This is a genomic window from Kitasatospora sp. NPDC127111 (assembly GCF_042677465.1).
Classification (GTDB): Bacteria; Actinomycetota; Actinomycetes; order Streptomycetales; family Streptomycetaceae; genus Kitasatospora.
In genome coordinates, this window is sequence record NZ_JBHXTG010000080.1 from 16,701 (window position 1) to 42,073 (window position 25,373).

Annotated in this window: 20 protein-coding genes; 9 read left to right on the forward strand and 11 right to left on the reverse strand. The window is 74.3% G+C overall.

Annotated features, from left to right (window positions below):
* Positions 1-937: 937 nt before the first annotated feature.
* Together ACFVHB_RS33735 and ACFVHB_RS33740 are read right to left on the reverse strand one after the other, a co-directional pair.
* Positions 938-2,638, reverse strand: a complete 1,701-nt coding sequence (locus ACFVHB_RS33735) for an alpha/beta fold hydrolase (protein WP_380329822.1) — start codon at positions 2,636-2,638, stop codon at positions 938-940.
* Positions 2,639-3,001: 363 nt separating this feature from the next.
* Positions 3,002-4,366, reverse strand: a complete 1,365-nt coding sequence (locus ACFVHB_RS33740) for an FAD-dependent oxidoreductase (RefSeq protein WP_380329824.1) — start codon at positions 4,364-4,366, stop codon at positions 3,002-3,004.
* 326 nt (positions 4,367-4,692) lie between these two features.
* On the opposite strand from ACFVHB_RS33740, the gene ACFVHB_RS33745 reads away from it, so the two are divergent.
* Positions 4,693-4,983, forward strand: a complete 291-nt coding sequence (locus ACFVHB_RS33745; RefSeq protein ID WP_380329826.1) for a hypothetical protein — start codon at positions 4,693-4,695, stop codon at positions 4,981-4,983.
* A gap of 90 nt (positions 4,984-5,073) precedes the next feature.
* Here ACFVHB_RS33745 and ACFVHB_RS33750 read toward each other — a convergent pair whose 3' ends face one another.
* From ACFVHB_RS33750 to ACFVHB_RS33760, 3 genes are all read right to left on the reverse strand, one after another.
* Complete coding sequence (locus ACFVHB_RS33750) at positions 5,074-5,478, reverse strand: peptidoglycan-binding protein (protein ID WP_380329828.1); 405 nt, start codon at positions 5,476-5,478, stop codon at positions 5,074-5,076.
* Positions 5,479-5,700: 222 nt separating this feature from the next.
* Positions 5,701-6,312: a TetR/AcrR family transcriptional regulator gene (locus ACFVHB_RS33755; protein ID WP_380329830.1), complete on the reverse strand. Its 612-nt coding sequence runs from the start codon at positions 6,310-6,312 to the stop codon at positions 5,701-5,703.
* 173 nt (positions 6,313-6,485) lie between these two features.
* On the reverse strand, positions 6,486-8,078 hold the full coding sequence (locus ACFVHB_RS33760; RefSeq protein ID WP_380329832.1) for a M4 family metallopeptidase: 1,593 nt from the start codon (positions 8,076-8,078) through the stop codon (positions 6,486-6,488).
* A gap of 271 nt (positions 8,079-8,349) precedes the next feature.
* Between ACFVHB_RS33760 and ACFVHB_RS33765 the strand changes: the two genes are divergently transcribed.
* Together ACFVHB_RS33765 and ACFVHB_RS33770 are read left to right on the forward strand one after the other, a co-directional pair.
* Positions 8,350-8,751, forward strand: a complete 402-nt coding sequence (locus tag ACFVHB_RS33765; protein ID WP_380329834.1) for a GNAT family N-acetyltransferase — start codon at positions 8,350-8,352, stop codon at positions 8,749-8,751.
* A 38-nt stretch (positions 8,752-8,789) separates the two neighbouring features.
* Positions 8,790-10,160: a hypothetical protein gene (locus tag ACFVHB_RS33770; RefSeq protein ID WP_380329836.1), complete on the forward strand. Its 1,371-nt coding sequence runs from the start codon at positions 8,790-8,792 to the stop codon at positions 10,158-10,160.
* A 180-nt stretch (positions 10,161-10,340) separates the two neighbouring features.
* Here ACFVHB_RS33770 and ACFVHB_RS33775 read toward each other — a convergent pair whose 3' ends face one another.
* Entirely contained in the window at positions 10,341-12,479 is a 2,139-nt protein-coding gene (locus ACFVHB_RS33775; protein ID WP_380329838.1) for an amino acid adenylation domain-containing protein, read from the reverse strand.
* Between the two features lie 254 nt (positions 12,480-12,733).
* On the opposite strand from ACFVHB_RS33775, the gene ACFVHB_RS33780 reads away from it, so the two are divergent.
* The 4 genes from ACFVHB_RS33780 to efeU all read left to right on the forward strand — a co-directional run bounded on the left by ACFVHB_RS33780 (position 12,734) and on the right by efeU (position 17,525).
* A complete protein-coding gene (locus ACFVHB_RS33780) occupies positions 12,734-13,678 on the forward strand; it encodes an ABC transporter ATP-binding protein (protein ID WP_380329840.1) in 945 nt (314 codons plus the stop codon).
* A 328-nt stretch (positions 13,679-14,006) separates the two neighbouring features.
* Positions 14,007-15,152: an iron uptake system protein EfeO gene (gene efeO, locus ACFVHB_RS33785; protein WP_380329842.1), complete on the forward strand. Its 1,146-nt coding sequence runs from the start codon at positions 14,007-14,009 to the stop codon at positions 15,150-15,152.
* A 123-nt stretch (positions 15,153-15,275) separates the two neighbouring features.
* A complete protein-coding gene (gene efeB, locus ACFVHB_RS33790) occupies positions 15,276-16,625 on the forward strand; it encodes an iron uptake transporter deferrochelatase/peroxidase subunit (RefSeq protein ID WP_380329844.1) in 1,350 nt (449 codons plus the stop codon).
* Between the two features lie 48 nt (positions 16,626-16,673).
* On the forward strand, positions 16,674-17,525 hold the full coding sequence (gene efeU, locus ACFVHB_RS33795) for an iron uptake transporter permease EfeU (RefSeq protein WP_380329846.1): 852 nt from the start codon (positions 16,674-16,676) through the stop codon (positions 17,523-17,525).
* Between the two features lie 74 nt (positions 17,526-17,599).
* Here efeU and ACFVHB_RS33800 read toward each other — a convergent pair whose 3' ends face one another.
* Positions 17,600-17,881: a hypothetical protein gene (locus ACFVHB_RS33800; RefSeq protein ID WP_380329848.1), complete on the reverse strand. Its 282-nt coding sequence runs from the start codon at positions 17,879-17,881 to the stop codon at positions 17,600-17,602.
* Positions 17,882-18,062: 181 nt separating this feature from the next.
* Positions 18,063-18,950 carry a universal stress protein gene (locus ACFVHB_RS33805; protein WP_380329850.1) on the reverse strand — a complete coding sequence of 296 codons (888 nt, stop codon included), beginning with the start codon at positions 18,948-18,950 and terminating at the stop codon, positions 18,063-18,065.
* Between the two features lie 226 nt (positions 18,951-19,176).
* On the opposite strand from ACFVHB_RS33805, the gene ACFVHB_RS33810 reads away from it, so the two are divergent.
* Positions 19,177-20,655, forward strand: coding sequence for an MFS transporter (locus ACFVHB_RS33810; protein WP_380329852.1), 1,479 nt, complete (start codon positions 19,177-19,179; stop codon positions 20,653-20,655).
* A gap of 40 nt (positions 20,656-20,695) precedes the next feature.
* Here ACFVHB_RS33810 and ACFVHB_RS33815 read toward each other — a convergent pair whose 3' ends face one another.
* Complete coding sequence (locus tag ACFVHB_RS33815; RefSeq protein WP_380329854.1) at positions 20,696-22,525, reverse strand: glycoside hydrolase family 15 protein; 1,830 nt, start codon at positions 22,523-22,525, stop codon at positions 20,696-20,698.
* A 360-nt stretch (positions 22,526-22,885) separates the two neighbouring features.
* On the opposite strand from ACFVHB_RS33815, the gene ACFVHB_RS33820 reads away from it, so the two are divergent.
* Complete coding sequence (locus ACFVHB_RS33820) at positions 22,886-23,533, forward strand: HNH endonuclease family protein (RefSeq protein WP_380329856.1); 648 nt, start codon at positions 22,886-22,888, stop codon at positions 23,531-23,533.
* Between the two features lie 84 nt (positions 23,534-23,617).
* Here the strand turns inward: ACFVHB_RS33820 and ACFVHB_RS33825 are convergent, their stop codons facing one another.
* Together ACFVHB_RS33825 and ACFVHB_RS33830 are read right to left on the reverse strand one after the other, a co-directional pair.
* Positions 23,618-24,577: a hypothetical protein gene (locus ACFVHB_RS33825; RefSeq protein ID WP_380329858.1), complete on the reverse strand. Its 960-nt coding sequence runs from the start codon at positions 24,575-24,577 to the stop codon at positions 23,618-23,620.
* Positions 24,578-24,695: 118 nt separating this feature from the next.
* Entirely contained in the window at positions 24,696-25,097 is a 402-nt protein-coding gene (locus ACFVHB_RS33830; RefSeq protein WP_380329860.1) for a hypothetical protein, read from the reverse strand.
* Positions 25,098-25,373 lie beyond the last annotated feature (276 nt).

Sequence of the window (25,373 nt, forward strand, 5' to 3'; positions counted from 1 at the left end):
GCTGCTGGGCCGGGCGGGTAGGGCGACGGGGTGGGGCTGGAGCGGGGGCCGGTGGCCGGCAGGGAGGGCGCCGACGGGCCGTGGGGTGTCGGCTTCCTGGTCCGGGCGATGATGCAGACGGGCGGCGTCGTCGAGCAGGGCCGGAGGACCGTTCCGTGGCGGCGATGCTCCGTTTCGGTGGGCCGAGCCCGTTCGTCGCCCGTAACCGCCGGGAGGAAGCGGTGCTGGTCGTCCGGGCCGCCGGTCTGGACGAGGCCCGCCGGGCGGGCCCTGGACCTGGGCGCTGACGTCGTCCTGGCGCAGGGGAGCGAGAACGGCGGACGGGCGCCCGGCGCGGGACGGTCCACGCTGCCGTGCGTGCCCGCCGGGTGGGCCTCGCCGGGCCCGTGCCGGGGTCGGCGGGAACGCTCATCGGTGCCTGTTGCCAGGCACCGTAGAAGCCTGGGTCAACGGCACGCTCGGCAAGCCGATCGTCGGGGGACGCGGCCAGGAGACCGAGCGCAACGGCGTGTTGGACCTCGTCCGCGGCGCGGCTCGGCCGGGGAGGACACCGCCCGTACGCGCGGTCAGCCCTGGCTCGACCGGGGGCCGGCGCGGCCGGCCGGGAGGCGGAGCCGGCCGCGGACGCTCGGGCCGGTCAAGGCTTCAGGACGGTGTGGCCCGAGGGGCGATGCGGTCGCGCTGCCGGTCCGGGCGGGTGTGGCGGTCGGCCTCATCGCCGATCTGCCGCGCGCCGCCGACCTCGTCGCCTCGCCGGGTTGCCCGGGCCGTCCGCCCTGACCCGGGCCGGGAGGCGCACCACCAGGACTCGCCGCGGGCCGGCGGTCGACGGCGCCGGACCGCGGGCGCGTCGTCCGGATCCGCACCCGGACGACGCGCTCCTGCCGGCGGCCGTGCACCGGTCGGTGATCGGCGGTGCACGGTCGCCGCACGGCGTTCAGGCGGTGAGCGAGCGAGCGAACTCGGCTATGGCGCCGGCGAGTTCCGGTGCGTAGGCCGAGTGCGGCCCGCCGGGGACGGTGTGGACCGGGACGGGACCGGTGCGCGCCAGCTCGGCGACGGCCGCCCGTTCGGCCGGGCGGGCGGTGGTGCGGAGCCTGCGGGCGGCGCGCCTGGCCGCGCCGGGGCGGTGGGACGGGGGCGGGGTGGCCGGGGAGCCAGGGGTGGCCGGGGCGTCCGCGGTCACCAGGACGAGGCCGGCCAGCCGGTCCGGGTGGGCGGCCGCGTAGCGCAACGCCGTGGTGGCGACGGCCGAGTGGGCGACCAGGACGGGCCGCGACCGGACCGGGGCCAGCAGCTCGGCCAGCCAGCGGTCCTCCGCGGCGGTGGACGAGGTGGACGAGCTGGACGACGCGGGGGAGGAGCGGCCGAGACCGGGGAGGTCGGCCGTGAGCGCGGGCGCGTCCAGCCGGGCGACCACGTCGTGCCAGGCGTCGGCGTCCGCGCCCGGGCCGTGCAGCAGGACGAACCGGGGTGTCACGCCGTCCCCGACGAGGTAGCTGCGACTGCCCGCGAGGTCGGTGAACCGGCCCGGGAGCGCCGGTCCGGAGGCCGTCGCGCCGAAGCCGTCGGCGACCAGGCGGGTGGCCCAGCGGCGCAACACGTCGGCGACGGGCGGGTGGTGGAGGCCGGCGGCGTGGGCGAGGCGGTCGGCGGAGGTGGTGTCGTAGGTGTCCTCGGAGAGGAAGGTGAGGGTCTCCGGGTCGGCGCCGGTCAGGGCGCGGGGCAGCCGCCGGACCAGGCCGACCGGGACCAGCCCGCGCGGCGCGCGCACGCCCAGGTGCTCGGCCAGCAGGGCGATCAAGTCCGGCAGGGGTGGTGTGGCGGGGTCGAGCACGGTGTGGGCGTGGGCCGGGCCGTCGTCGTGCTCCGGGACGGCCGCGAGGAACCGGGCCAGGTGGTCGACGGTGACCACCGGGAGGAGGGTGCGCGGCGTCCCGGGCAGCAACGGCAGCCGTCCGGACCAGAGTTGCCGGACCAGCTCGGCCAGCCCGATGTACTGGCCGGCCTCGCCGGTGACCGAGTGCCCGATCACGCTGCTGGGGTTCACCGTGGTGAGCGGAACGCCGAGCCGGGCGGCGGTCACGCGGACGGCGGCGTCGCCCAGGTGCTTGGACGCCTCGTAGGCGCCGAGCCGGGCGTACAGCGCGTCGGCCTCGGCGGCGGGGAGCGGGTGGCGGGGGGCGGTGTCCCGGCCGACCCGGTAGCCGGAGAGGTGCACCAGCCGCCGGAGCCCGGACCGGCCGGCAGCCCAGTGCAGGGCGTGCAGCGCGCCGTCGACGTTGGCGGCGTGCGCCTCGGCGCGGGGGAGGCCGAAGCGGTAACGGGCGGCGAGGTTGTGCACGTCGCGGACCTCGGCGAGCAGCGCGTCGTCCTCGGGGGAGAGCCCGAGCCCGGGGTGGGTGAGGTCGGCGGCGACGGTGGTGAGGGCGGCGTCGTCGGCGGCGTGGGCGCGGAGCCAGCCGCGCAGGTCCTGGTCCCGTGCGCCGCCGCGGCCGTCGCGCACGGCGGCGGCCACCGGCTCGCCGCGCTGGAGGAGTTCGAGGACCAGCCAACGGCCGAGGAAACCGGTGGCACCGAGGACGAGGGTGCGCGGGGCGGGCGGAGGCGACGAGGGATCGGCCGGGCCGGCGTTCATGGGCAGGCTCCTTTTCTGTAGACCGGTCTGCATATTTTTTGCCCAAACCAACGATGCGCACGAGGGGCGCCCACTGCTCTAGAGCAATTATCTGTAGACCGGTCGGTATATTTTTGCGCGACAAAGCCCCGCTGTCCGGTGGATCAGCGGAGTACGCGGCCAGTGGCGGGCGTACGCAGGTGAACATACCGCCGACGGCGCGCCGGGAGGAAGGGGAGCCGAGGGAAAGAGGAAGCGGGCCTCCCCGGTTCCCCGGAAGGAGGCCCGCCGCGGACGCGTCGCGGAGGCACACTGCCGGCGCCTCGGACGGCCCACCCCTGGCCCACCCCGGCCCACCGGGAGGCCGGTGCCGCTGACGCGTCCTCAGGCGCCGCTGCGCCGCAGCATCTCCTCGCGCTCCACGACCTTGACCCGCTCCCGGCCCTCCGCCGCGCCGAGCGCCCGCTCGTGGGCGTCGAGCCGCTGCCAGCCCTCCCACGTGGTGTACCGGACGCCCCGCTCCCGCAGGTGGGCGACGACCGACTCGGGGTCCGGTTCGGCGGCACCGGGGAGCCGCCCGCCGGCGTGGTCGGCCAGCAGGCAGGCGACGGTCTCGTTCGCGTCGCCCTTGGTGTGGCCGATCAGGCCGACGGGCCCGCGCTTGATCCAGCCCGTGACGTAGGTGGCGGGCTGGTGGGAGCCGTCGCCGGCCAGGACGCGGCCGGCCTCGTTGGGAACGGTGCCGGAGACCGGGTCGAACGGCAGCTTGGGCAACTCGTCGGAGTAGTAGCCGATGGCCCGGTAGACGGCCTGCACGTCCCAGTCGGTGTACCGGCCGGTGCCGCGGACGTTGCCGGTGCCGTCGAGCTCGGTGCGCTCGGTGCGCAGGCCGCTCACCCGGCCGTCCGTGCCGGTCAGCTCGACCGGGGACTCGAAGAAGTGCAGGTGGATGCGGTGCGGGCGGTCGCCGACGTCGCGGATCGCCCAGTTCTCGATGGTGGCGGCGACCATGTCGACGTGCTTGCTGCCCCGGCGCTCGGCGATCGAACCGTCGTCGTACTCGATGTCCTCGGGGTCGACGATCACCTCGATGTTCGGCGAGTGGTCGAGCTCGCGCAGCTCCATCGGGCTGAACTTGGCCTGGGCCGGCCCGCGCCGCGCGAAGACGTGCACCTCCAGGGCCCTGTTCCGCCGCAGCCCGGCGTGGACGTTCGGGGGGATCTCGGTGGGCAGCAGCTCGTCGGCGGTCTTGGCCAGGATTCGGGCGACGTCGAGCGCGACGTTGCCCGCGCCGAGCACGGCGACCTTCTCGGCCTCCAGCGGCCAGGTGCGGGGGACGTCGGGGTGCCCGTCGTACCAGGAGACGAAGTCGGCGGCGCCGTACGAACCGTCCAGGCCGATGCCGGGGATGTCGAGCGCGCGGTCGGCCACCGCGCCGGTGGCGAACACCGCGGCGTCGTAGAACCGGTGCAGGTCGTCCAGGGTGAGGTCGCCCGGGTAGTCGACGTTGCCGAACAGGCGGACCTGCGGCTTGTCCAGCACCTGGTGCAGCGCCGTGACGATGCCCTTGATCCGGGGGTGGTCGGGCGCCACGCCGTAGCGGATCAGCCCGAACGGGGCGGGCATCCGCTCGAACAGGTCGATGGAGACCCCCGGTTCCCGGGCGGCGTCGGACTTCAGCAGGGCGTCCGCGGCGTAGATGCCGGCGGGGCCGGCTCCGACGATCGCGACACGGATCGGGCGGGACATGGCGGTGCGTTCCTCCGGGCAGTCGGGCCCGGCAGTCGGGGCCCGGCAGTCGGGTCCGGGCGGTCGGGCGGGTGCTTGAAGCAAACCCGGTCCGCCCGCACCGCTGTAGGGGCCGGGGAGCTATGGCTCCATAGAGCAGACCTATGACCCGCCCGGGAACACGCCGGGCACCGAGACCACCCCGGATCACCCCGGATCGGCCCGGACCACCCCGGCCGCCACCGCCGTCGCCACACCTCACCCCACCGCGTCACCAACCTCGTCACCCCACCGCGCCCCGGACCCGGGCTGATCGCGGCGCCGGTCCCGGGTGGCGGTCCGGGGGCGTGCAATCACGAACCACCTCCGCCGAGGACGGCCTGCGCCGACTGCTCAACGCGTGGGACCCGATCGGCGTCGCCGACGAATCGCCGGACGAGTACGCCTGCATGCTCGCCCCCGTGCTCGCCCGACTCCACGCCGGCGCCGGCCAGGCGGAGGTCGAGGCGTTCCTGCGGCACGAGCTGGTGGACCACTTCGGTCTCGATCCGCTCGGCCTGCGGCCCGACGCGATGGCCGCCCGCGTCATCGCCTGGTGGACGGCGGCCGCGCCGACGAACGGCACCAACGGCGCGTGACCGCTCCCGCCGACCCCACCCGGTCGACCCGGGCGAAGCGGCCGGGGGCCAGGACGGACGGACCGCCCCGGCCCCCCGGAGCCGGTGCTCCTAGTAGCTGGTCGGGACGTGGTTCCAGCAGGCTCCCTTGGAGCCGTCACGGTTGTAGCCGTAGCCGTCGTTGTTCATGTACAGGAGCCACCAGCCGGTGCTGGGACCGACGATGCCGTCGACCTCCATCGAAGGCCAGTGGGACTTGACCTGGCGCTGGAACTCCTTGACGGCGGCCTCGGTCTTTGGGCCCCAGTAGCTGTCCTCGGCGATGCCGGCGTAGTACTCGCCGTTGTGGTTGAGGATGTGCTGGACGCACCACACGCCCGTCCCGTACTCCGAGTAGCCGTAGCCGATGTAGGAGGCGTTGGGGTTGGCGCTGGCGGTGGTGGTGGTGCCGATGACGGCGGACGCCGCGATGCCGAGGGTGACGGCGGCGGTTGCGAGCTTGCGGGTGATGTTCATGGGGGAGGAGTCTGCCCGCGCCCCGGACGGTTCGTCAGGCCTTCCGGGCACCGTGAGCCGTCCCACGCCCGTCTCACGCCCGTGAACAGGGGACTTCCGGTGTCTCAATTCGCGAGCCGACGGCGGCTGGGCCGGACGTGGGCGTGAGCACGCCCCGGGCCGCCGGCCGGCCGCGTGGTGGTCGGGTGACGCGACGGTGGCGCGGCGGCGGCGCGGCGCCCGTCAGCGCGACGTCGGACGGCCCTGCGCCGCGCGGTCGGGGCGGGTGACGAGGAGGTGGCGGACGGCGTGGCGGGCGTCCTCCAGGGGTTGCGGGGCGCGGCGCACGCGTGCGAGCAGCAGGGCGCCCTCCAGGAGGGCGAGGGCCTGGGCGGACGCGGTCTCCGCCTCCGCCGGGCCGAAGCCCTCGGCCGCGAGGCGGTCGGCGAGGACGGCCTGCCAGCTCGCGTACACCTCGGCGCAGACGGCGCGCAGCGCCTCGTTGGAGCCGGCCACCTCCAGGCCGACGGTGGCGACGGGGCAGCCCTTGGTGTAGTCGGACTCCTCCAGGCGGGCGAGGAAGACGTCGGTGAGCCGCCCGACGACCGCGGCGGCGTCGGGGGCCTTGCGGGCCTGCGACTTGAGGAGCTCCTCGACCTCCTGGCCGGCCTGGCGCAGGGCGGCGGCGACCAACTGGTCCTTGCCCTCGGGGAAGTGGAAGTAGAGGGAGCCGCGCGGTGCGCCGCTCTCGGCCACGATCTGGTTCAGGCCGGTGCCGAAGTAGCCCTGTGCCTCGATCAGACTGCGCGCGCCGGCGATCAGCCGGGCGCGGGTCTCCTCACCCTTGACTCCCATGCGGAAAACAGTAGACCGGTCTGCATATTCCTGTCGACCTGCCGAAAGCCACGTGTGGCCCGCCGCAGCAGCGACGGGCCACACGTGGGAGGGGGAACCACCGGATCCGGCTGGAGTCCGGAACCGGAGGATCAGGAGGGGGGAAGGGGTGAGGAGGGGTAAGGAGGCAGGCGTCAGGCGACCGAGACGGCGCTCCACGCGGCCGCGACGGCGTTGTACTCGGTGCTGTTGAGGCCGTAGAGGTCCTTCGCGGCGTTCAGGGACGCGGTGCGCGCGCCCTTGTAGTCCGTGGTGGACGTCATGTAGACGGTCAGCGCGCGGTACCAGATCTTGGCGACCTTCTGGTTGCCGATGCCGGTCACCGTGGAGCCGTTGCAGGTGGGGCTGTTGTAGGTGAAGCCGTTGATGGTCTTGCTGCCGCTGCCCTCACTGGCCAGGTAGAACCAGTGGTTGCCGACGCCCGAGGAGTTGTGGACGTCGAGCCGGCCGACCGACTTGCTCCAGCAGTCCGCCGAGCGGCCGTCGAGCGAGGGCTTGTCCATGCGGCGCAGCCACGGCGGGGTGGACTGGTCGCTGAACAGGTAGTCGGGGGTGTCCACCGCGTTGTTGGCGTACCACTCGACCATGGTGCCGAAGATGTCGCTGGTGGCCTCGTTGAGGCCGCCGGACTCGCCGCTGTAGCGGAGGTTGGCGGTGGCGCTGGTGACGCCGTGGGTCATCTCGTGGCCCATGGTGTCGAGGTCGACCTGCTCGGGGTCGGTGGTGCCGTCGCCGTCGCCGGTCATCATGCAGAAGCAGTTGTCGGACCACTGGGCGTTGTCCCAGTTGGTGCCGACGTGGACGAAGACGGTGGCGCCCTTGCCGTCGTTCTTGATGCCGTTGCGGCCGAAGGTGTTCTTGTAGTAGTCCCACGTCCAGGCGGTGTTGGCGTGGGCGTCGACGGCGGCGGTGGCGCGGTCGGTGGAGAACTTCCTGCCGTCGCCCCAGACGTTGTCGGCGTCGGTGAAGAGGGTGCCCGAGCTCGCGTTGAGCGAGTTGGACGAGACGTTGTGGGCGTCCTTGGTGATGGTCCCGCGCAGCGGGTCGATCAGCGCGTAGCCGCCGGACTGCTGGGTGGTGTCGATGGTGACGTCACCGGTGTACTCGGAGTGGCCGCTGCCGCTGGCCTGGTGCTCGGAGTCGTACGTCTCGATGTGCTCGCCGGTGGTGGCGTCGGTGACGACGACCTTGCCGGCCGGCTGGCCGTGCTCGCCGACACCGGCGACGGTGGTCTTCCAGGCGAGGCGGGGCGTGCCGTCGGCGGCCCAGACGACCAGCTCGGGCGAGCTGGTGGCGGAGCCGATGTTCGGCGCGGCCTGGAGGGCCTGGCCGGCGGTCGCCTGCGCGGGGATCTTCGGGACGGTGGACTTCACCTTGGCGTCGTGGGCCGCCGCGCGCGAGGAGTCCTTGAGCCGGCCGCGGGCGTCCTGGTGCACGACCAGGTCGCCGCCGACGACGGGCAGGCCCAGGTAGGTGCGGTCGAAGCGGACGTGCTGGGTGCCGTCGGCGTCGATGATGACGTCCTTGACCTGGAGGTCCTGGCCGTCGCCGAAGCCGAACACCGAGGCGTTGTGGGCGACGTTGGCCTTGGCCTGGGCGATCGCCGCGTCACGGCCGTTGGGGGCGGCGGACGCGGTGCCGGTCTGGAAGGTGGCGGCGACGAGCGCGGCGGTGGCCGCGATGGCTCCGGCCGCGAGGTGGCGGCGGTGAGAGGAGGTGGGGCTCACTCTGACTCCAGTCGGGGTAGCTGCAAGGGAGTTGCGTCAGAGATTGACGGTGAGCTGCCAACCCCGGCTAGATATAGCGTCAGATCTTGACCATTTCGTGTCCTGCACTGATCGAATCTGATCGGTTGTGAATGCACACTGTGAAAAGTGCTGTTGAAGCACTGAATGCCGGTGTGAACGGCGGTGTGAACGCTGTTGCGGACGAGGCCGTGGATTCGGCCGTGGATCGTGTGCTGAGCGCCGCGGTGAACGCCCGGCCTAGGATCCGGCCATGACGATCCGGTACACCTGGCGCGCACCCTTCACCGACGACGAGCTCGACGCCCTGCACGCGGAGGGCTTCGGCCAACCCGTCAGGGCCGTCGCCTGGCGCGCCCGACTGGAGCGGCACAGCCTCGGCTGGGTCTGCGCCCGCCCCGCCGCCGGCGGTCCGCTGACCGGGTTCGTCAACGTCGCCTGGGACGGCGGCGGCCACGCCTTCCTCCTCGACACCGTGGTCGCCCCCGCGGCCCGGCACACCGGTGTCGGCACCCGCCTGGTCGCCGCCGCCGTCGACGGGGCCCGCGCGGCCGGCTGCGAGTGGCTGCACGTCGACTTCGAACCGCACCTCCGGGCCTACTACCTCGACGCCTGCGGATTCCGGAGCACCGACGCCGGCCTCGTCCGGCTCTGACCCCACGGCCGCCCGGCGCGGAACAGTAGGCTCGCGGGATGGACGGATGGGCGGGGGCCTGGACCGGTGGACGGCGGGCCGTGCACCTGGGGAACGTGGCCGACTTCAACGACCAGTTCCTCGCGGCGGGGATGGACGCCGCCCAGCGGGCGCGGCGGCTGCGCCAGGCCCACCACTACGCCGGCATGGCCGCCTGCTACAGCCCGGAGCCGGCCCTGCTGGTGCTGCCGGGCGAGGTCGAGCGGGCCTGGATCGACTGGCTGGCACGGGAGTTGGCCTGGGGGCCGGTCGAGCTGTACAGCGGGATCGCGCCCGGCGGGACGCTCGCCGAGGCGCTGGCCGCCCGGCCGGCCCTGGCGGCGCGGATCGCGGCCGGGCCCGGACCGGTGGTGGCCTGGGGCCGGACCGCCGCCCACGGGGCCGGACCCGCACTGGCGGCGGTGCGCCGGTACGAGTCCAAGGCCGCCGCGCACCGGCTCTTCGCCGAACTGGCCCCGGACCACCCGGGGATCGTGGTGCCGCGCCAGGAACAGCCGGACTCGCCGCGCCGTGCCGCCCGCCGGCTCACCGCCCGGGCCGGCCGCGGCCTGACCACGGTGGTGAAGAGCCCGCACGGCGTCGGCGGGTACGGCACCGTCGTGGTGACCCCGCAACAGCTGTTCGCGGCCGGCGGCGGACGCGCCCTGCTGCGCCGGCTGGTCCGCGACGAGGTGCTGCCGCCCGGCGGTGCGCTGCTCCTGGAGGAGTACGTGGACGGCGGCCGCGCCGAGCACCTGCGCGACCTCACCTTCGACGCGGTGATCGGCGAGGACGGGCGGGTCCACCCGGTCGGCGTCGGGGCGATGGAGGTGGACGGCACCCGGTACCTGGGGGTGACGGTCGGCCCGGGCGTGGTGCCGCCCGGCGCCGCGGCGACCGCCGAGCGGTTCGGGCTCGCGGTGGGCGAGCGCCTCGCCGCCGACGGCCACCGCGGCTGGTACGACGTCGACTTCGTGACCGACCGGGAGCGCCGGCTCGCCCCGACCGAGACCAACCTGCGGCTCACCGGGCCCGCGATCGCCTTCGTCCTGCGGGCCCGGCTGGACCAGGTCCGCGGGCCGGGCCACCTGGTCCGCACCCTGGACGGGATGCCGCTCGGCGCCCGGCTCTCCCAGGAGGCGCTGTACGACCACCTGGACCGGCTCCGCCCGCGCTGCGCCCGGCTCGGCGTCACCCTGCTGCCGCTGGTGGTGACGGCCGGCTACGAACCGGAGCCGGCCGTCGGCCTGGCGCTCGCCGCGCGCGCCGCCGCCGACGGTGCGCCGAACGCGGCCGAAGCGGCGGACGCGGCGCAGGCGTTGGACGCCGCCGAGGCGCTGGTCGGCGCGGCCAACCAGGCGCTGGGCCGGATGTTCGAGGCGCTGCGCTGAGGCGGCCTCACGGGTGACCGTCCCCCGCGCCCGGTGCCTCCGCACGTGCGACCGTCCCCCGCGCCCGGTGCCGCCGCACGCGTGACCGTCCGCCGCGCCCGGTGCCGCCGCACGCGCGACCGTTCCCTGCGCCGAGGCGGCGGCCGCACCGTGAGTCCCCGACCCCCTCGGGGGACGACCTCACTTCCGCTCGGCCGGCGACCGCCAGGCGAGGAAGCGGACCACGACCGCGGCCGAGACCATCAGCGCGACGTTGAACACGAAGACCAGCACCGACTGCCGCGGCCAGTCCGTCGCCGAGCTGGTCCGGTACAGGTTGTCCTGCGGCCACCAGGAGGCGAGCAGCCAGAAGACCGACAGATGGGTGGCGACGGCCAGGGCGGTCGGCCGGCCGTACCCGGCGATCGTCGGGTAGCCGAACAGCAGGTAGATCAGCCCGAGGCCGAAGGAGGCCAGCTCGAAGAAGTACAGGATGCGGAAGTACGTCGAGTAGGGACCGGGCACCGCGGACAGGTCGGTCGAGCCGGGCCAGAGGGCGTCGGTGAGGACCAGGGCCAGGAGGGCGACGGGCACCGCGCAGCCGGCCCAGACGCAGCCCGAGAAGGCGCCGGGCGCCGTCCCGTCCGTCCGCCCGCCGCCCGCCTTGCCCCCGCCCTTGCCGCCCTTTCCGGCCTTCCGCCCGGTGGCGTGCTTGCGCGGCGCGGGCAGCGGCAGGGCGGCGCGGTCCAGCTTGCCGGCCCGGGTCCGGGGGAGCGCGGGCAGCGGCACCACGGCGGCGGGCGCCTCCCCGGCCGGCAGCTCGTTCGACAGCCGGACGGACAGCGACCAGGCGTCCGCCTCCTCGGCGTCCGGCGCCGTCACGGCGTAGCCGACCAGGGTGCGGGTGCCCGGCTGCGGCTCGACCTCGGCGACGGCGGCCTCCCGCACGGCCGGGTGCGCGCGCAGGGCGCCCTCGGCGCGGGCGGCGGCGGTGACCCGCCGCACCACGTCGGCGGACCGGACGGAGTCGGTGGGGCCGACCACGCTCTCGGCCCGGGCGGTGAACTCGAGCACGCCGTCCGCGCGGAAGCGCCCGAGGTCGCCGGTGAGCAGCACCCGGCCGTTCGGGTCGAACGCCGCCGGGACGAACCGCCGTGCCGTCTCCTCGGGCCGGTTCAGGTAGCCGCGGCCCAGGCCGGGCCCCGCGACGGCGATCTCGCCGACCTCCCCGGCCGGCGCCGGCCGGCCGTCCGGGCCGAGCACGTGCACCCGGGCGCCGGGGAAGGGCGTGCCGACCAGCGACACCCGCTCGCTGAGGTCGCCGCCCGCCGAGCCGGCGGCGTCGAAGTAGGTGGAGTCCACGGACGCCTCGGCGAGGCCGTACACGTTCAGCACCCGGGTGCCGCCGCCCGCCCCGGCGCCGAGGACGTCCTGGTTCAGCAGCCGTTGCAGGCCCAGTTGCTCGTCCAGGTACCACTTCTCCGCCCCGACGGTGAGCAGCCGCACGCCCGGCAGCGTCGCGCCGACGGCCGCCAGGTGGTCGTGCAGGCGGCGCGCGGTGCGGACGTTCAGCTCCAGGACGGTGATCCGCTCGGCGGCCACCAGGGCGGGCAGGTCGGCGATGTCGGCGGTGCGGTCCAGGGTGAGGTTGCGCGGGGCGACCACCAGGGTGGCGCCGGTGCACAGCGCGCGCACCCAGTCGGCGGTGAAGACGTCGAACTCCAGGCTCGCCGTCTGCAGGATCCGGTCGGCGGGGGAGAGGCCGTACACCTCGCACCAGCCCTGGTGGGCGGCCAGCAGGTTGCGGTGCTCGATCAGCGCGCCCCGGGGCAGGCCGGTCGAGCCGGAGGTGAAGAAGAGGCAGGCGAGGTCGTCCGGCCCGGTGGTGACCGGCGGCGGGTCGGCGGGCAGTGCCGCGATCGTCTCCGCCGCCGAGTCCAGGCAGACCACCGTCCGTCCGCCGGTGTCCGTCAGCCGCACCCGGTGCGCCTCCTCGGTCACCACCAGCGCCGGGTCGGCGTCCGCCAGCGCGTGCCGCAGCAGCGCGTCGGGGGCGCCCGGCTCCAGCGGGACGTACGCGCCGCCCGCCTTCAGCACCGCGAGCAGGGCGACGAACACCTCGGTGCCCCGGCCCAGCGCCACCGCCGCCCGGTCACCCGGCTCCAGCCCCTGCGCGACCAGGTGACGGGCCAGCCGGTTCGCCCGCTCGTCCAGCCCACCGTACGTCAGCTCCCGGGCGCCGCACCGGACGGCGACCGCGTCCGGCGACCGCCGGGCCTGCTCCTCGAACCGCCCGTGCAGTGTTCCGGTCCGCCCCGACGGTTCCGCTTCCCACCCCATCCGTCCATCCCCCTTCGTACCGTGCCTCCTCCGATCCTGCCGCCAACTGCCGTCCGGCGACAGGGGCGTGCGACATCCCGGGCCGCTCGCGCCCCCGGCCGCCGCTCCCGCCCAGCGAGGTCCACGCCTCGGACGGGCCCGGCCGCCGCCCCGCGGATGGTTGTACTCTGCACGCGGACGGTCGGCGCCGGCCCGCCCGGTGCGGCGTCGCACCCGCACCCCTGCCCGGCGCCGACCCCGGAGGACCGCCCGCCATGAGTACGTCCGACCCGCAGCCGACCGACCCGCTGCCGTTCGGTCCACAGCCGTCCGCTCCGAAGCCCCCGGGCCCGCAACCGACCGACCCGCAGCCGACCGCTCCGAAGCCCCCGGGCCCGCCGCCGACCGCTCCGCCGCCGTCGGGCCCGCTGCTGCGCACCCGCGAGGTCGACGTCGTCCGCGACGGCCGCCACCTGCTGCGCGGGATCACCCTGACCATCGAACCCGGCCAGCACTGGGCGCTGCTGGGCCCCAACGGGGCCGGCAAGTCCACCCTGCTCGGTCTGCTCGGCGCGGTCTCCCACCCGACCCGGGGCGAGGTGGACGTGCTCGGCCGCCGGCTCGGCCGGGTCGACGTCCGCGAGCTGCGCGCCCACCTCGGCCACGTCAATCCGCGCCACCCGCTGCGCTCGCCGCTGACCGTGCGCGAGGTGGTGCTGACCGGCACCCGCAACACCATCGAGCCCGACCTGCACCGCAAGCCCGCCCCCGAGGAGCTCGACCGGGCGGAGCAGCTGATCGAGACCCTCGGCATGGCCGCCGTCGCCGAGTCGCCGTGGACCACGCTCTCCCAGGGCGAGCGCGGCCGCGCCCTGATCGCCCGCGCGCTGATGCCCAGCCCCCGGCTGCTGCTGCTCGACGAGCCCGCCACCGGTCTCGACCTGACCGCGCGCGAACTGCTGCTGGACAGCCTGGACCTGCTGCGCCACCAGCACCCGGAGCTGGCCAGCGTGCTGGTGACGCACCACCTGGAGGAGCTGCCCGAGAGCACCACCCACGCGCTGCTGCTGCGCGAGGGCGTGTGCGTGGCGTCCGGCCCGGTGGACGAGGTGATGACCACCGAGTTGATCAGCGCCTGCTTCGGCCACCCGATCCGGATCAGCCGGCACGACGGCCGCTGGACCGCCCGCGCGGCCGCCCGCCGGACGCCGCGCGGGTGAGGCCGGGGCCGCCCCGTGCTGGGCGGGGCGCCGCGGCGGCGGGGCACGGGCGGGCCCGGACCTTCGCCGGTGCGTGACACGGGAGACGGCCGGGGTCAACCCCGCCGATCGGCGGGTCGTGGCCGGAAATCGTCGGTGGGCTGACGACATGCCGCCGCCAAGGCCGCCCCCCACCTGCGCAGATCGTCCACGGGGGGCGGTGTAGACGGCGAAATCAGATATCCCTAAGGTATGCCTTAGCTAAGTGAGTGCGGGTGCCGGACACCTCCGGTTCCCGTTCTCGTGCTCAGCCCTGCCCTGGTACCCCCTGCCTTCCGCTGGAGCCTGCATGTCCGCCCGTCGTTCCACCGCAGCCACGCTGCTCACCCTCGCTGTGGCGACCGCCGCGCTGGCCGGCTGCTCGCAGAAGAAGGACGACAAGGCCTCCGCCGACGCCGTGAAGGTGAACGCCACCGACACCGCCTGCGAGGTCTCGAAGACCAGCTTCCCGGCCGGCCACGTCGTGATCGACATCGACAACAAGGGCTCGAAGACCACCGAGGTCTACGTCTACGGCGCCGGTGACAAGATCATCACCGAGCGCGAGAACATCGGCCCCGGCACCAATGCGACCATCAACGCCGAGATCAAGGCCGGTTCGTACGAGATCGCCTGCAAGCCGGGCATGGTCGGCGACGGCATCCGCCAGAAGGTCACCGTCACCGGTGACGCCTCCGCCGCGGCGGCCCCGGCCGACCCGCGTCTGACCGCCGCCGTCGACGCCTACCGCACGTACGCGCAGGAGCAGGCCGACGCCACCATCCCGGCCGTCGAGGCCTTCGCGGGTGCGATCAAGGCCGGCGACGTGGAGAAGGCCAAGTCGCTGTACGCCCCGTCGCGCACCGGCTGGGAGCGCACCGAGCCGGTCGCCGAGAGCTTCGGCGACGTCGACCCGAAGACCGACACCCGCGAGGACGGCCTGGAGGCCGGCCAGGAGTGGACCGGCTGGCACAAGCTGGAGAAGTCGCTCTTCGCCGACGCCAAGATCGGTGACGACGAGAAGAAGCTCGCCGACCAGCTGGTCAACGACCTGAAGGACTGGCAGAAGAAGATCCCCTCGGCGGAGATCACCGCGACCAGCATGGCCAACGGCGCCAAGGAGCTGCTGGACGAGGTCGCCACCGGCAAGATCACCGGTGAGGAGGACCGCTACAGCCACACCGACCTGGCCGACTTCGCCGCCAACGTCGAGGGCGCGCAGAAGGCCTACGAGCTGCTGAAGCCGGTCGCCTCGGAGAAGGACGCCGAGCTGGCCAAGACCCTGGACTCGGAGTTCGCCGCCATCCAGGCCCTGCTCGCCAAGTACAAGCAGGCCGACGGCACCTACACCTCGTACGACAAGGTGACCGAGGCCGAGCGCAAGACCTTCTCCGACGCGGTGAACTCGCTGGGCGAGCCGCTGTCGAAGCTGGCCGCCGCGGTGGTCGCCAAGTAACACCGCCCGGCCGTCCGCCCGGACGGCCGGAGCCACCGCACCACCCACCACCACACCGCCGTGGCGGCCCGAGCGGCCGCCACGGCCTCCGTGAGTCCAGGACAGAGAAGGGCCCGCCCGCCGATGGACGCCGAGAACGAGCAGCAGACCGGAACTCCGGCCGGCACCGACGCCAGCACCACCGCCGCCAGCACCACCGCCGCCGCCACCGACGCGCCGGCCGGCTCCGGCCGCGGCCCGCTCAGCCGCCGCGCCGTGATCGGCTGGGCCGGAGCCGGGGTCGCCCTCGGCGCCGCCGGTGTCGGCTCGGTCGCCGCCGCCACCCGTCAGGACGACCCGGCCCCGGCGCCGGCCGCCGTCGGCGGGGACATCCCCTTCTACGGCGAGCACCAGTCCGGCATCGCCACCCCCGTCCAGGACCGGCTGCACTTCGCCTCCTTCGACATCTCGGCGAACGCCACCCGCGAGTCGCTGGTGAAGATGCTCAAGGAGTGGACCAAGGCCGCCGCCGCGATGACCGGCGGCCGCGAGATCGGCACCGGCGCCGCCAGCGGCCTGCCGGAGGCTCCGCCGGACGACACCGGCGAGGCCCTCGGCCTGCCGGCCTCCCGGCTCACCCTCACCATCGGCTTCGGCCCGACCCTGTTCGAGAAGGACGGCGTGGACCGCTTCGGCCTCAAGGCCAAGCGCCCCGAGGCCCTGATCGACCTGCCGAAGTTCAAGGGCGACAACCTCGACCCGGCCCGCAGCGGCGGCGACCTCTGCATCCAGGCCTGCGCCGACGACCCGCAGGTGGCCGTGCACGCGATCCGCAACCTGGCCCGGATCGGCATGGGCACGGTGAACATCCGCTGGTCGCAGCTGGGCTTCGGGAAGACCTCCTCGACCACCCCGGACGCGCAGACCCCGCGCAACATGATGGGTTTCAAGGACGGCACCCACAACATCGCCGGCACCGACACCGCGAAGCTCGCCGAGCACGTCTGGGTCGCCCCCGGCGAGGGCCCGGAGTGGATGACCGGCGGCTCCTACCTGGTCGCCCGCCGGATCCGGATGCACATCGAGACCTGGGACCGCACCCCGCTCAAGGAGCAGGAGGACATCTTCGGCCGCACCAAGGGCGAGGGCGCCCCGTACGGCAAGCAGAAGGAGCACGACGCGCCGGACCTCAAGGCCATGCCCGAGGACTCGCACGTGCGCCTGGCCCACCCGGACAGCAACAACGGCCTGATGATCCTGCGCCGCGGCTTCTCCTTCACCGACGGCACCGACGGCCTCGGCCGCCTGGACGCGGGCCTGTTCTTCCTCGCCTACCAGCGCGACAGCCGCAAGGCGTTCGTCCCGCTGCAGCAGCGCCTGGCCGGCAGCGACGCGCTCAACGAGTACATCCAGCACGTCGGCTCCGCCCACTTCGCCTGCCCGGCGGGCGTCCGCAAGCCCGGCGAGTGGTGGGGCCAGGCCCTCTTCGGCTGATCCCGCTCCGCCCCCCGGTACCACCTCTTCACCCCCCCAGGAGCCAGCGTGTTCGGCAACTACCTGATCGGCCTGCGCGAAGGACTCGAAGCCAGCCTCGTCGTCTGCATCCTGATCGCCTATCTGGTCAAGACCGGCCGCAAGGACAAGCTGCCGCCCGTCTGGGCCGGCATCACGGCCGCGGTCGTGCTCAGCATGGCCTTCGGCGCGGTGCTGCAGTACGGCTCGACCCAGCTGACCTTCGAGGCGCAGGAGGCGCTCGGCGGCTCGCTGTCGATCATCGCCGTCGGTCTGGTCACCTGGATGGTGTTCTGGATGCGCCGCACCGCCCGGCACCTGAAGGCCGAGCTGCACGGCAAGCTGGACGCCGCGCTCGCGATGGGGACGGTCGCGCTGGTGGTCACCTCCTTCCTGGCCGTCGGCCGGGAGGGCCTGGAGACGGCGCTGTTCATCTGGTCGGCGGTGCAGGCCACCAACGACGGCTACAACCCGATCATCGGTGCGGCGCTGGGCCTGCTCACCTCCGTGGTGCTGGGCTGGCTCTTCTACCGCGGCGCGCTGAAGATCAACCTGGCCAAGTTCTTCACCTGGACCGGCGCCATGCTGGTCGTCGTCGCGGCCGGCGTGCTGGCCTACGGCGTGCACGACCTGCAGGAGGCCGGCTGGCTCGGCGGCCTGCACGACCTGGCCTTCGACATCAGCAGCACCATCCCGAAGGACAGCTGGTACGGCACCCTGCTGAAGGGCGTGTTCAACTTCCAGCCGGACCCGACGGTGTTCCAGCTGGCCGTCTGGGCGGCCTACCTGGTCCCGACGCTGGCGATCTTCCTCGGCGTCTTCGGCGGCGGGCCCGCCAAGCCGGTCGCGCCGAAGGCGGAATCCGCCGGGTCGGCCGCCTGACCGCTCCCGCAGGACCCGCACCGCCCCGCCCGGCACCCCGCCGGGCGGGGCGGTGCCGTTCTCGGCGCCCCGGGTCAGTGGAAGAAGCCGTAGGGGCTGAACAGGAACGCGACGAAGACGACGAGACCGATCGCCACCCCCAGCCACCACTGCGGCGAGTGCTCCCACCGGGCGTCCTCCACCTCGTGCGACTCGGTGAGGTGCCGCTCGGCCTTGCCCCCGGCATCGATCAGCGACCACCTGCTGTAGCCGCAGGTGTCGCACACCACCCGCTCGTGGCGGCGCCGGCGCGAGACGACCCGCACGACGTGCTCGTGCCCGTCCGGGCCCTCACCCGTGATCCTGGCGCGTTCCATGCTCCGCCCCCTTCGTGGCCCCCGCCGGGCCGCAGCCCCTGCCGGCCTTTGCCGGCCCGTGCCGGCCCGTCCTGCCTCGTCCTGGCGAGTCATCGTCGCACGCCGCACCGACAACCGCCCGGCTACCCGCGCAGCGCCCTTCACGGCGACGGAGCCGGCGCGGGTGCCCGCGCCGGTGCGCTCACCCCGACGCGGCGCGGGCGGCGGGCGGCGGGACGGTGACCAGCGGGCACGGGGCGTGGTGGATCATGCCGTGCGGCACGGACCCCAGCCGCAGCCCGCTGAACCCGCCGTCGCCGCGGCGGCCGACCACGACCGCGAGCGCGTGCTCCGCCGCGGGGACCAGCGTCTCGACCGGGTGCCCGCGCCGCACCTCGTGCCTGAGCGGGACGTCCGGGAAGTCCGCCGCACGGCCGGAGAGGCTCTCCCGGAGCGACCGGCCGAGCTCCGCCAGCACGGCCTCCTCGTCGACCGGGACCAGCAGCGGCGCCCGCCACGACTGGACGACCCGAAGCGCCGCCCCGTGCCGGGCGGCGAGGTCGATCGCGAAGTCGACCGCGTGACCGGCGTCCGCGCTGCCGTCGGAGCCGACCACGACCTCGGGCCCCCCTTCGGCGGCCGGCGGCGGCACGACCCGGACCACCGCCACCGGGCAGAGGCTCCGGGCGGACACCGGCACCGCCACCGAGTACGTGCTGAGCACCTCGTCCCAGCGGCCGAGCCCGCGCGAGCCGACGACGATCATCTCCGCGCCCTCCGACTCCCGGCACAGCGCCCGCGCCGGATGGTCGCCCACCAGGTGCGTGCTCAGCTCCAGGCCGGGGTGGTGGTCGGCGACCAGCGCCGACGCCTCGGCGAGCGCCTCGACGCCCTGGTCCCGCAGCGCGCGGTGGTGGTCGGACTCCGCGAACCCCCGGATGTCGACCTCCATCGGCAGCGTGGCGTGGACCATCCGCAGCGGCGCACCCCGCCGCGCGGCCTCCTCCGCCGCCCACAGCACGGCGGGGGAACGCGGCGCCGAGGCGTCGACGCCCAGAACGACGGGACGGTGCCGGTTGGTCGGTGCCATGGATCCTCCAAGGGGACGGCCCGTGATCCAGCCTAGGACCGGGGCCCCCGACAAGCCGCCCGGCCGGGACGGCCCGCCCCGGGGCGGCACGGTCCCAGGTCCCGTCCGCTGCGCCGAACGGGTGCGGGACGGCGTCACCCGGCTGCGGACCGCGGCGTGCGTGCGCCGGAGGCGGCCCGCAGGGTTGGGGAGTGGCACCGCACCGACTCCGGGGAAAGGCGGCGTGATGGCCGAGGCAGAGCACTCCGGCCGGCCGAGCGCCGCCCAGCGGCGGGTGCTGGCACCGCTCGCGCTGGCGCAGTTCATCTGCAGTTTCGCCGGCTCGAACATGAACGTGATGATCAACGACATCAGTCACGACCTGGACACCACGGTGCAGGGCGTGCAGGTGGCGATCACGGTGTTCCTGCTGGTCATGGCGGCGTTGATGATCCCGGGCGGCAAGCTGACCGACCGTTGGGGGCGCAAGCGCTGCTTCCTGCTCGGCCTGGTGATCTACGCGGCGGGTGCGATGCTGAGCGCCGTCGCACCGGGGCTGGGGGTGCTGATCCTGGGCAACTCGATCCTCGAGGGGGTCGGGACGGCGCTGCTGATCCCGCCCGTCTACATCCTCACCACCCTGCTCTTCGAGGACCTGACCTCCCGGGCCCGGGCGTTCGGGGTCGTGATGGCGCTGGGCGGGATCGGTGCCGCCGCCGGGCCGCTGATCGGCGGGCTGATCACCTCGGTGCTCAGCTGGCGTGCGGCGTTCGTCTTCCAGGCCCTGGTGATCGTGGTGATCGTCCTGCTGAGCCGGTCGATCGAGGACCCGCTGCCGCCCGATCCGGGCCGGTCGTTCGACCTCGGGGGAGCGGTGCTGTCGGCGACCGGCCTGGTGTTCGTCGTGATGGGCATCCTGGCCGCCGACAACGACCTCTGGCTGACGGCCGGTCTGCTCGCCGCCGGCGTCCTCGTGCTGGCGTGGTTCGTGCACCGGATCCGCGCCGAGGAGCGGGCCGGCCGCGAGCCGCTGCTCTCCACGAGCCTGTTCCGCAGCAGGGTCTCCAACCTCGGTCTGGTCACCCAGAACGCCCAGTGGCTGGTGCTGATGGGGACGTCCTTCACGGTGGCGACGTACCTGCAGGTGGTCCGCGGTTACGACGCCGTCGAAACCGGGGTGATCTTCACCGCGGCCACGCTCGGCCTGCTCGCCTCCTCGCTGGCCGCGGAGCGGCTCGCCCGGCGGTGGCCGCAGCGGACCCTGATCATGGCGGGTTTCGGTCTGTGCGCGGTCGGCGTCGCCGTGCTGATCTCCCTGGTGGCCGGCTCCCCGGGCGCCTGGGCGTTCGCCCCGGGGCTGTTGCTGATCGGCCTCGGCCTCGGGGTCATGCTGACGCCGTCGGTGAACGTCGTGCAGTCCGCCTTCCCCGAGGAGCGGCAGGGGGAGATCTCCGGGCTCTCCCGCAGCATCTCCAACCTCGGGTCCTCCTTCGGCACGGCGATCGCGGGGACGATCCTCGTCGCCGGGCTGACCAAGAACGCGTACGCGGCCGCGATGGCCGTCCTGGCCGGGGTCGGCCTGGTGGGCCTCGCGGCCGCCGCCCTGCTGCCGCGCACACCAGCGCCCGGGGCCGCGCCGGCGTCCGGCCCGGCGTCGGGTCCGGCCGGCGGTTCGGCGTCCGGCCCGGCCGGCGGCCGGACCGGTGGGACGCCCCGGCCGGGGTGACGCCGACCGGGCTGACCGCGACCGGGGTGACGGCGGCCGGTCAGTGCTCCGCGCGGTCCAGCTGCTCGTCGAGGGCGAGGGCGCCGGCGATCAGGGCGAGGTGGGTGAAGGCCTGCGGGAAGTTGCCCAGCTGCTCGCCGGAGGGGCCGATCTCCTCGGCGAACAGGCCGACGTGGTTGGCGTAGGTGAGCATCTTGTCGAAGGCGTAGCGGGCCTGTTCGAGGCGGCCGGCGCGGGCGAGGGCCTCGACGTAGAGGAAGGTGCAGAGGTTGAAGGTGCCCTCGGAGCCGCGCAGCCCGTCCGGGGAGGCGGCGGGGTCGTAGCGGTAGACCAGACTGTCGCTCACCAGCTCCTGTTCCATCGCGTCGAGGGTGGAGAGCCAGTCCGGGTCGCGCGGGGTGATGAAGCCCATCCGCGGCATGAGCAGCAGTGAGGCGTCCAGGACGTCGGTGTCGAAGTGCTGGACGAAGGCCCGGCGCCGATCGCTCCAGCCGCGGTCGACGACCTGGCGGAAGACGGCGTCGCGGGCGGCGCGCCAGCGCTCGAGGTCGCCGGGGCGGGAGTGGGCGGTGGCGAGCCGGATGCCGCGGTCGAACGCGACCCAGGACATCAGCCGGCTGTAGGTGAAGTCCTGCTGCCCGCCGCGGGTCTCCCAGATGCCCTCGTCGGGGCGGTCCCAGTGGTCGGCGAACCAGTCCAGCAGGTCGGTGAAGGCGTGCCAGCCGCGGAGGGAGCCGATGTCCGCGTGCTGGGCGAGGGCGTCGATGGCCTCGCCGTAGATGTCGAGCTGGATCTGGTCGGCGGCGGCGTTGCCGGCCCGGACGGGGGCCGACTTCCGGTAGCCCTCCAGGTGGTCGAGGGTCTCCTCGGTCAGGTGCGGCTCGCCGTCGACCCGGTACATGATCTGCAGCGGCTCGCCCGAGGCGGTGCCGCCGGCCTCCAGCCGGTCCCGCAGCCAGCGCCGGAAGGCGTGCGCCTCGTCGGTGAAGCCCAGGTCGATCAGGGCCCGGACGGAGAGCGAGGCGTCGCGGACCCAGGTGTAGCGGTAGTCCCAGTTCCGCTCGCCGCCGACCTGCTCGGGCAGGCCCATGGTGGCGGCGGCGATCGGCGCCCCGGTCGGCGCGTAGGTGAGCAGCTTGAGGGTGATGGCGGAGCGGTTGACCATGTCGTGCCAGCGGCCCCGGTAGGTGGAGCGGCGCAGCCAGTCCAGCCAGAAGCGGCGGCAGCCGTCGAAGAGCCGCTGTGCGGCGGCCAGGTCGAACGGTGCCCCGGCGGGTGCCCCGGCGGGCGTGCTGGTCAGCGCGAACGCGGCGAACTCACCGGCGTCGAGGGTGAACCGGGTGCTGATGTCGTCGCCCTCGGGCCGGAGTTCGATGCCGGGGGTGGCGGAGAGGTGCAGGTCGGTGCCGGGACCGTGGAACCGCACCGCGCCGTCACCGTCCCGGGACAGGGTGTGGTTCGCCCGCCCGTAGTCGAAGCGCGGGCGGCAGGTGAGCTCGAACGGCAGGCTGCCGCGGACGGCCCGGGCCAGGCGCAGCACGGTGTGCCGGTCGGAGGGGGAGGAGGAGGTGTCGGGGGCCATGAAGTCGATGACCTCGCCCACGCCGCCCGGTGCCATGAAGCGGGTGACCAGGATGGCGGTGTCGGCCAGGTAGAGCTGCCGCACGCTGCTCTCCGGCCCGCTGTCGAGGTCGGCGGCGAGCCGGCAGTGGCCGCCGCGGTCGCTGTCCAGCAGCGAGGCGAACACGCTGGGCGAGTCGAAGCGCGGGGTGCACCACCAGTCCAGGGTGCCGTCGCCGGCCACCAGGGCGGCGGTCTGCAGGTCGCCGATCATGCCGTGGTAGGCGATGGGCGGATAGGCCTGGTCCATGGCGCTCTCCCGTCTCTCCGCAGCGACAGCGGCGACCTTTCCAGCCTAGGACGGGCCTCCGGCCCGCGCAGCGCGGGCCGGTGCGGCTGGGGCGGGTGCGGCTCGGCCGGGTGCGGCTGCGGCCGGCCGTGAGGCCTCGCCGCGAGGGCCGGCCATGAGGGCTCGCCGTCAAGGCTCGCCGTGAGGGCTCACGCCCGCCCCGGGCCATCGCCCCCGCGGACACTGTGACCTGACTCTCACTCAAAAGTTCACCTCTAGGGTCTACCCGCGTAAACCCCCTGCGCGCCATGCTGGTTGCCAGCCCGGGCCGCTCCGCCCGGGGGCTTCCGCCTGCCCTCACACCGATCCTGGAGTCCCTGCATGCCTGCCATACGCACGCCTCACCGTGGCCTGTTCGCCACCCTCGGTGCCCTGTTGCTGGCCCTCACCGCCCTGCTGGCCGGGGCCGGCACCGCCCGGGCCGCCCTGCCGACCCCGGTCCCGGCCGCCACCGCCCGCGCGTACCTGGCCGCCCTCCCGGTGGCCGCGGAGTCCCACGCCGACACCTACGACCGGACGCTGTTCCCGCACTGGATCACCATCGCCGGCACCTGCAACACCCGCGAGACGGTGCTCAAGCGCGACGGCAGCGGCGTGGTGACGGACTCCAGCTGCGCCTCCGTCAGCGGCAGTTGGACCTCGGTGTACGACAACGTCACCACCACCAGCGCGTCCACCTTCGACATCGACCACCTGGTGCCGCTCGCCGAGGCCTGGCGCTCCGGCGCCTGGGCCTGGACCACCGACCAGCGCAAGGCCTTCGCCAACGACCTGACCCGCCCGCAGCTGCTCGCCGTCTCCGCGAGCTCCAACCGCACCAAGGGCGACCAGGATCCGGCCACCTGGCTGCCGCAGGCGTCCTACCGCTGCACCTACGCCCGCGCCTGGGTCCAGGTGAAGTACTTCTACGGCCTGAACGTCGACAGCGCCGAGAAGAGCGCCCTGTCCGCGATCCTCAACGGCTGCTGACGAAACGTTCCACCCAACGCCGGAGCCTCCGGCCGGTACCCGTTCCGGCCGGAGGCTCCGGAATGCCGGGGAGTCCCGCCCGGGTCAGTCCTCGGTGGGGACGCCGAAGCGCACCGAGTAGCGCCGCTCCAGCTCCGCGATCCGCTCGGGCAGCGCCTTGCGCGCCGCCTCCAACTCGGCCTCGTGCTCCCGGACGAAACCGGCCCGCAGCGTGACGCGCAGGGGCTCGCGCGCCGCCTCGACCGGCCGCATGCAGGCCGCGTAGGCCGCCCCCAGCCGGTGGTCCTCGGCGCTCGCCGCGGCCGGGCCGTCGGCGGTCTGGAGGATCCGGTCGACCTGGTCGAAGAAGACCTGCTCGTTGTCCGCCCGGATCGCCCTGCCGGCCAGGCAGTCGGAGAAGCCCTGTCTGGCGGCGACCACGGAGGCCTCCTTCTCGACCGCCCCGAGACCGGTGAGCCAACGGGACTGGAGCGGCGCGTAGAGCGACTGCAGGGCACCGGCCGCGGCCTCGCCCTCCTTGCCGCAGCGCCGTTGCTCCGCGAGATCCGAGGGATCCGCGGAATCCGCGGAATCCGCGGAATCCGCGGCGCCGGTGGCACCGGTGGCGGGACCGGACGGGGCGGCTCCCGGGACCGCGGCGGGGCTGAAGCCCTGGCGGGAGATGTGGTCGAGGTCGGGGATCTCGAACAGTCGGATGAACATCGCGGGCGGGGCGTCGGGCATCCGGACGCGGGCGGCGCTCAGGCAGGCGCGGGTCGCCCGGTCGCGCACCAGGCTCGCGAAGCCGTCGAGCCCCTGGGTGAGGCGGGTCTCCGAGCCGACGGCGGGCAGGAGCATCGGGGTGAGGTCCGCCGGGAGCCCGTAGGCCACCGCGGTGCCCGGAACGGTGCCCGGCACGGCGGACGGCGCGGACGGGTGCGCGGAGGAGTCCGGGCCGGCCTCCGAGCACGCGGCCGTCAGCGTGAGGACGAGGCCGAGCAGGGCGGCGCCCGGCAGGGCCTTCACGGCGGTGGAGCGGCGGGGACGCCGATCGGCGCAGGGCATGGGCGGAGTGCTCCGGCGGTGAGGTCGGACGGTGAGGTCGGACGGCGAGCTCGGACGGTGACGGGTGGCGGCTGCGCGCCGGCCCCGCCCGGCGGTCGGGCGGGGCCGGCGCCGGGGGTCAGTAGGTGACGTTGACCTGGTCGCCGTAGTTCCGGCTCATCACCGTGAACTCGGCACCCACGTTCAGGTCGGTGATCAGCGCGTAGTACGGGTTGTTGATGTCGTGGTAGCCGTTGTCCATCTGGACGTAGCCGCGCGAGCCGACGTTCCAGGAGCCGCCGGGCCGCCGGTAGGCGCCGGCGTAGCCGGAGTAGGCGCCCTGGGGGTTGTACGACCACGAGATGTTGACGTCGTGACACGGCGAGCTGCCCTTGGTGAACACCGCGGCGCCCTGGGTGCTGGTGCCGACGGTGCTCATCCAGCCGGTCACGCAGCCGGCGGCGGAGGCGGTGGGCGCCAGGACGACGACGGACGTGGCGACCGTACCGGCCACCGCGAGGGCGGCGAGGAACTTCTTCATCGGGTTCTCCCCACAGGATCGGAAAACGGGCGGCCGACAGCACGGCGGGTCCGCCCGGAGTGCAGGAACGCTAACCCGCGGCCCGCTCAAGTGGGCGGGGAGAGCTGTCTCATGGTCGGCTGGGCCGTCTCACGTTCACGGTGGAGCGGCGTGGGACGCGCCCGACCCGTCGTCAGCCCGGCCCCCGCACCCGGACCGGGTCCGCCGGCCCGGACGCCGTGGGACGCCGGAGCCCCGGGTGGTCCGGCCGGACCACCCGGGGCTCCGGGTGCTGAT

Coding starts and splice junctions, on each gene's coding strand:
- ACFVHB_RS33780 (WP_380329840.1), top strand. CDS start 12,734: ATGAGTACGTCCGACCCGCAGCCGACCGACCCGCTGCCGTTCGGTCCA.
- ACFVHB_RS33750 (WP_380329828.1), bottom strand. CDS start 5,478: ATGAACATCACCCGCAAGCTCGCAACCGCCGCCGTCACCCTCGGCATC.
- ACFVHB_RS33830 (WP_380329860.1), bottom strand. CDS start 25,097: ATGAAGAAGTTCCTCGCCGCCCTCGCGGTGGCCGGTACGGTCGCCACG.
- ACFVHB_RS33735 (WP_380329822.1), bottom strand. CDS start 2,638: ATGAACGCCGGCCCGGCCGATCCCTCGTCGCCTCCGCCCGCCCCGCGC.
- ACFVHB_RS33765 (WP_380329834.1), top strand. CDS start 8,350: ATGACGATCCGGTACACCTGGCGCGCACCCTTCACCGACGACGAGCTC.
- ACFVHB_RS33770 (WP_380329836.1), top strand. CDS start 8,790: ATGGACGGATGGGCGGGGGCCTGGACCGGTGGACGGCGGGCCGTGCAC.
- ACFVHB_RS33740 (WP_380329824.1), bottom strand. CDS start 4,366: ATGTCCCGCCCGATCCGTGTCGCGATCGTCGGAGCCGGCCCCGCCGGC.
- efeB (WP_380329844.1), top strand. CDS start 15,276: ATGGACGCCGAGAACGAGCAGCAGACCGGAACTCCGGCCGGCACCGAC.
- ACFVHB_RS33800 (WP_380329848.1), bottom strand. CDS start 17,881: ATGGAACGCGCCAGGATCACGGGTGAGGGCCCGGACGGGCACGAGCAC.
- ACFVHB_RS33825 (WP_380329858.1), bottom strand. CDS start 24,577: ATGCCCTGCGCCGATCGGCGTCCCCGCCGCTCCACCGCCGTGAAGGCC.
- ACFVHB_RS33815 (WP_380329854.1), bottom strand. CDS start 22,525: ATGGACCAGGCCTATCCGCCCATCGCCTACCACGGCATGATCGGCGAC.
- ACFVHB_RS33755 (WP_380329830.1), bottom strand. CDS start 6,312: ATGGGAGTCAAGGGTGAGGAGACCCGCGCCCGGCTGATCGCCGGCGCG.
- ACFVHB_RS33775 (WP_380329838.1), bottom strand. CDS start 12,479: ATGGGGTGGGAAGCGGAACCGTCGGGGCGGACCGGAACACTGCACGGG.
- efeO (WP_380329842.1), top strand. CDS start 14,007: ATGTCCGCCCGTCGTTCCACCGCAGCCACGCTGCTCACCCTCGCTGTG.
- ACFVHB_RS33805 (WP_380329850.1), bottom strand. CDS start 18,950: ATGGCACCGACCAACCGGCACCGTCCCGTCGTTCTGGGCGTCGACGCC.
- ACFVHB_RS33820 (WP_380329856.1), top strand. CDS start 22,886: ATGCCTGCCATACGCACGCCTCACCGTGGCCTGTTCGCCACCCTCGGT.
- ACFVHB_RS33810 (WP_380329852.1), top strand. CDS start 19,177: ATGGCCGAGGCAGAGCACTCCGGCCGGCCGAGCGCCGCCCAGCGGCGG.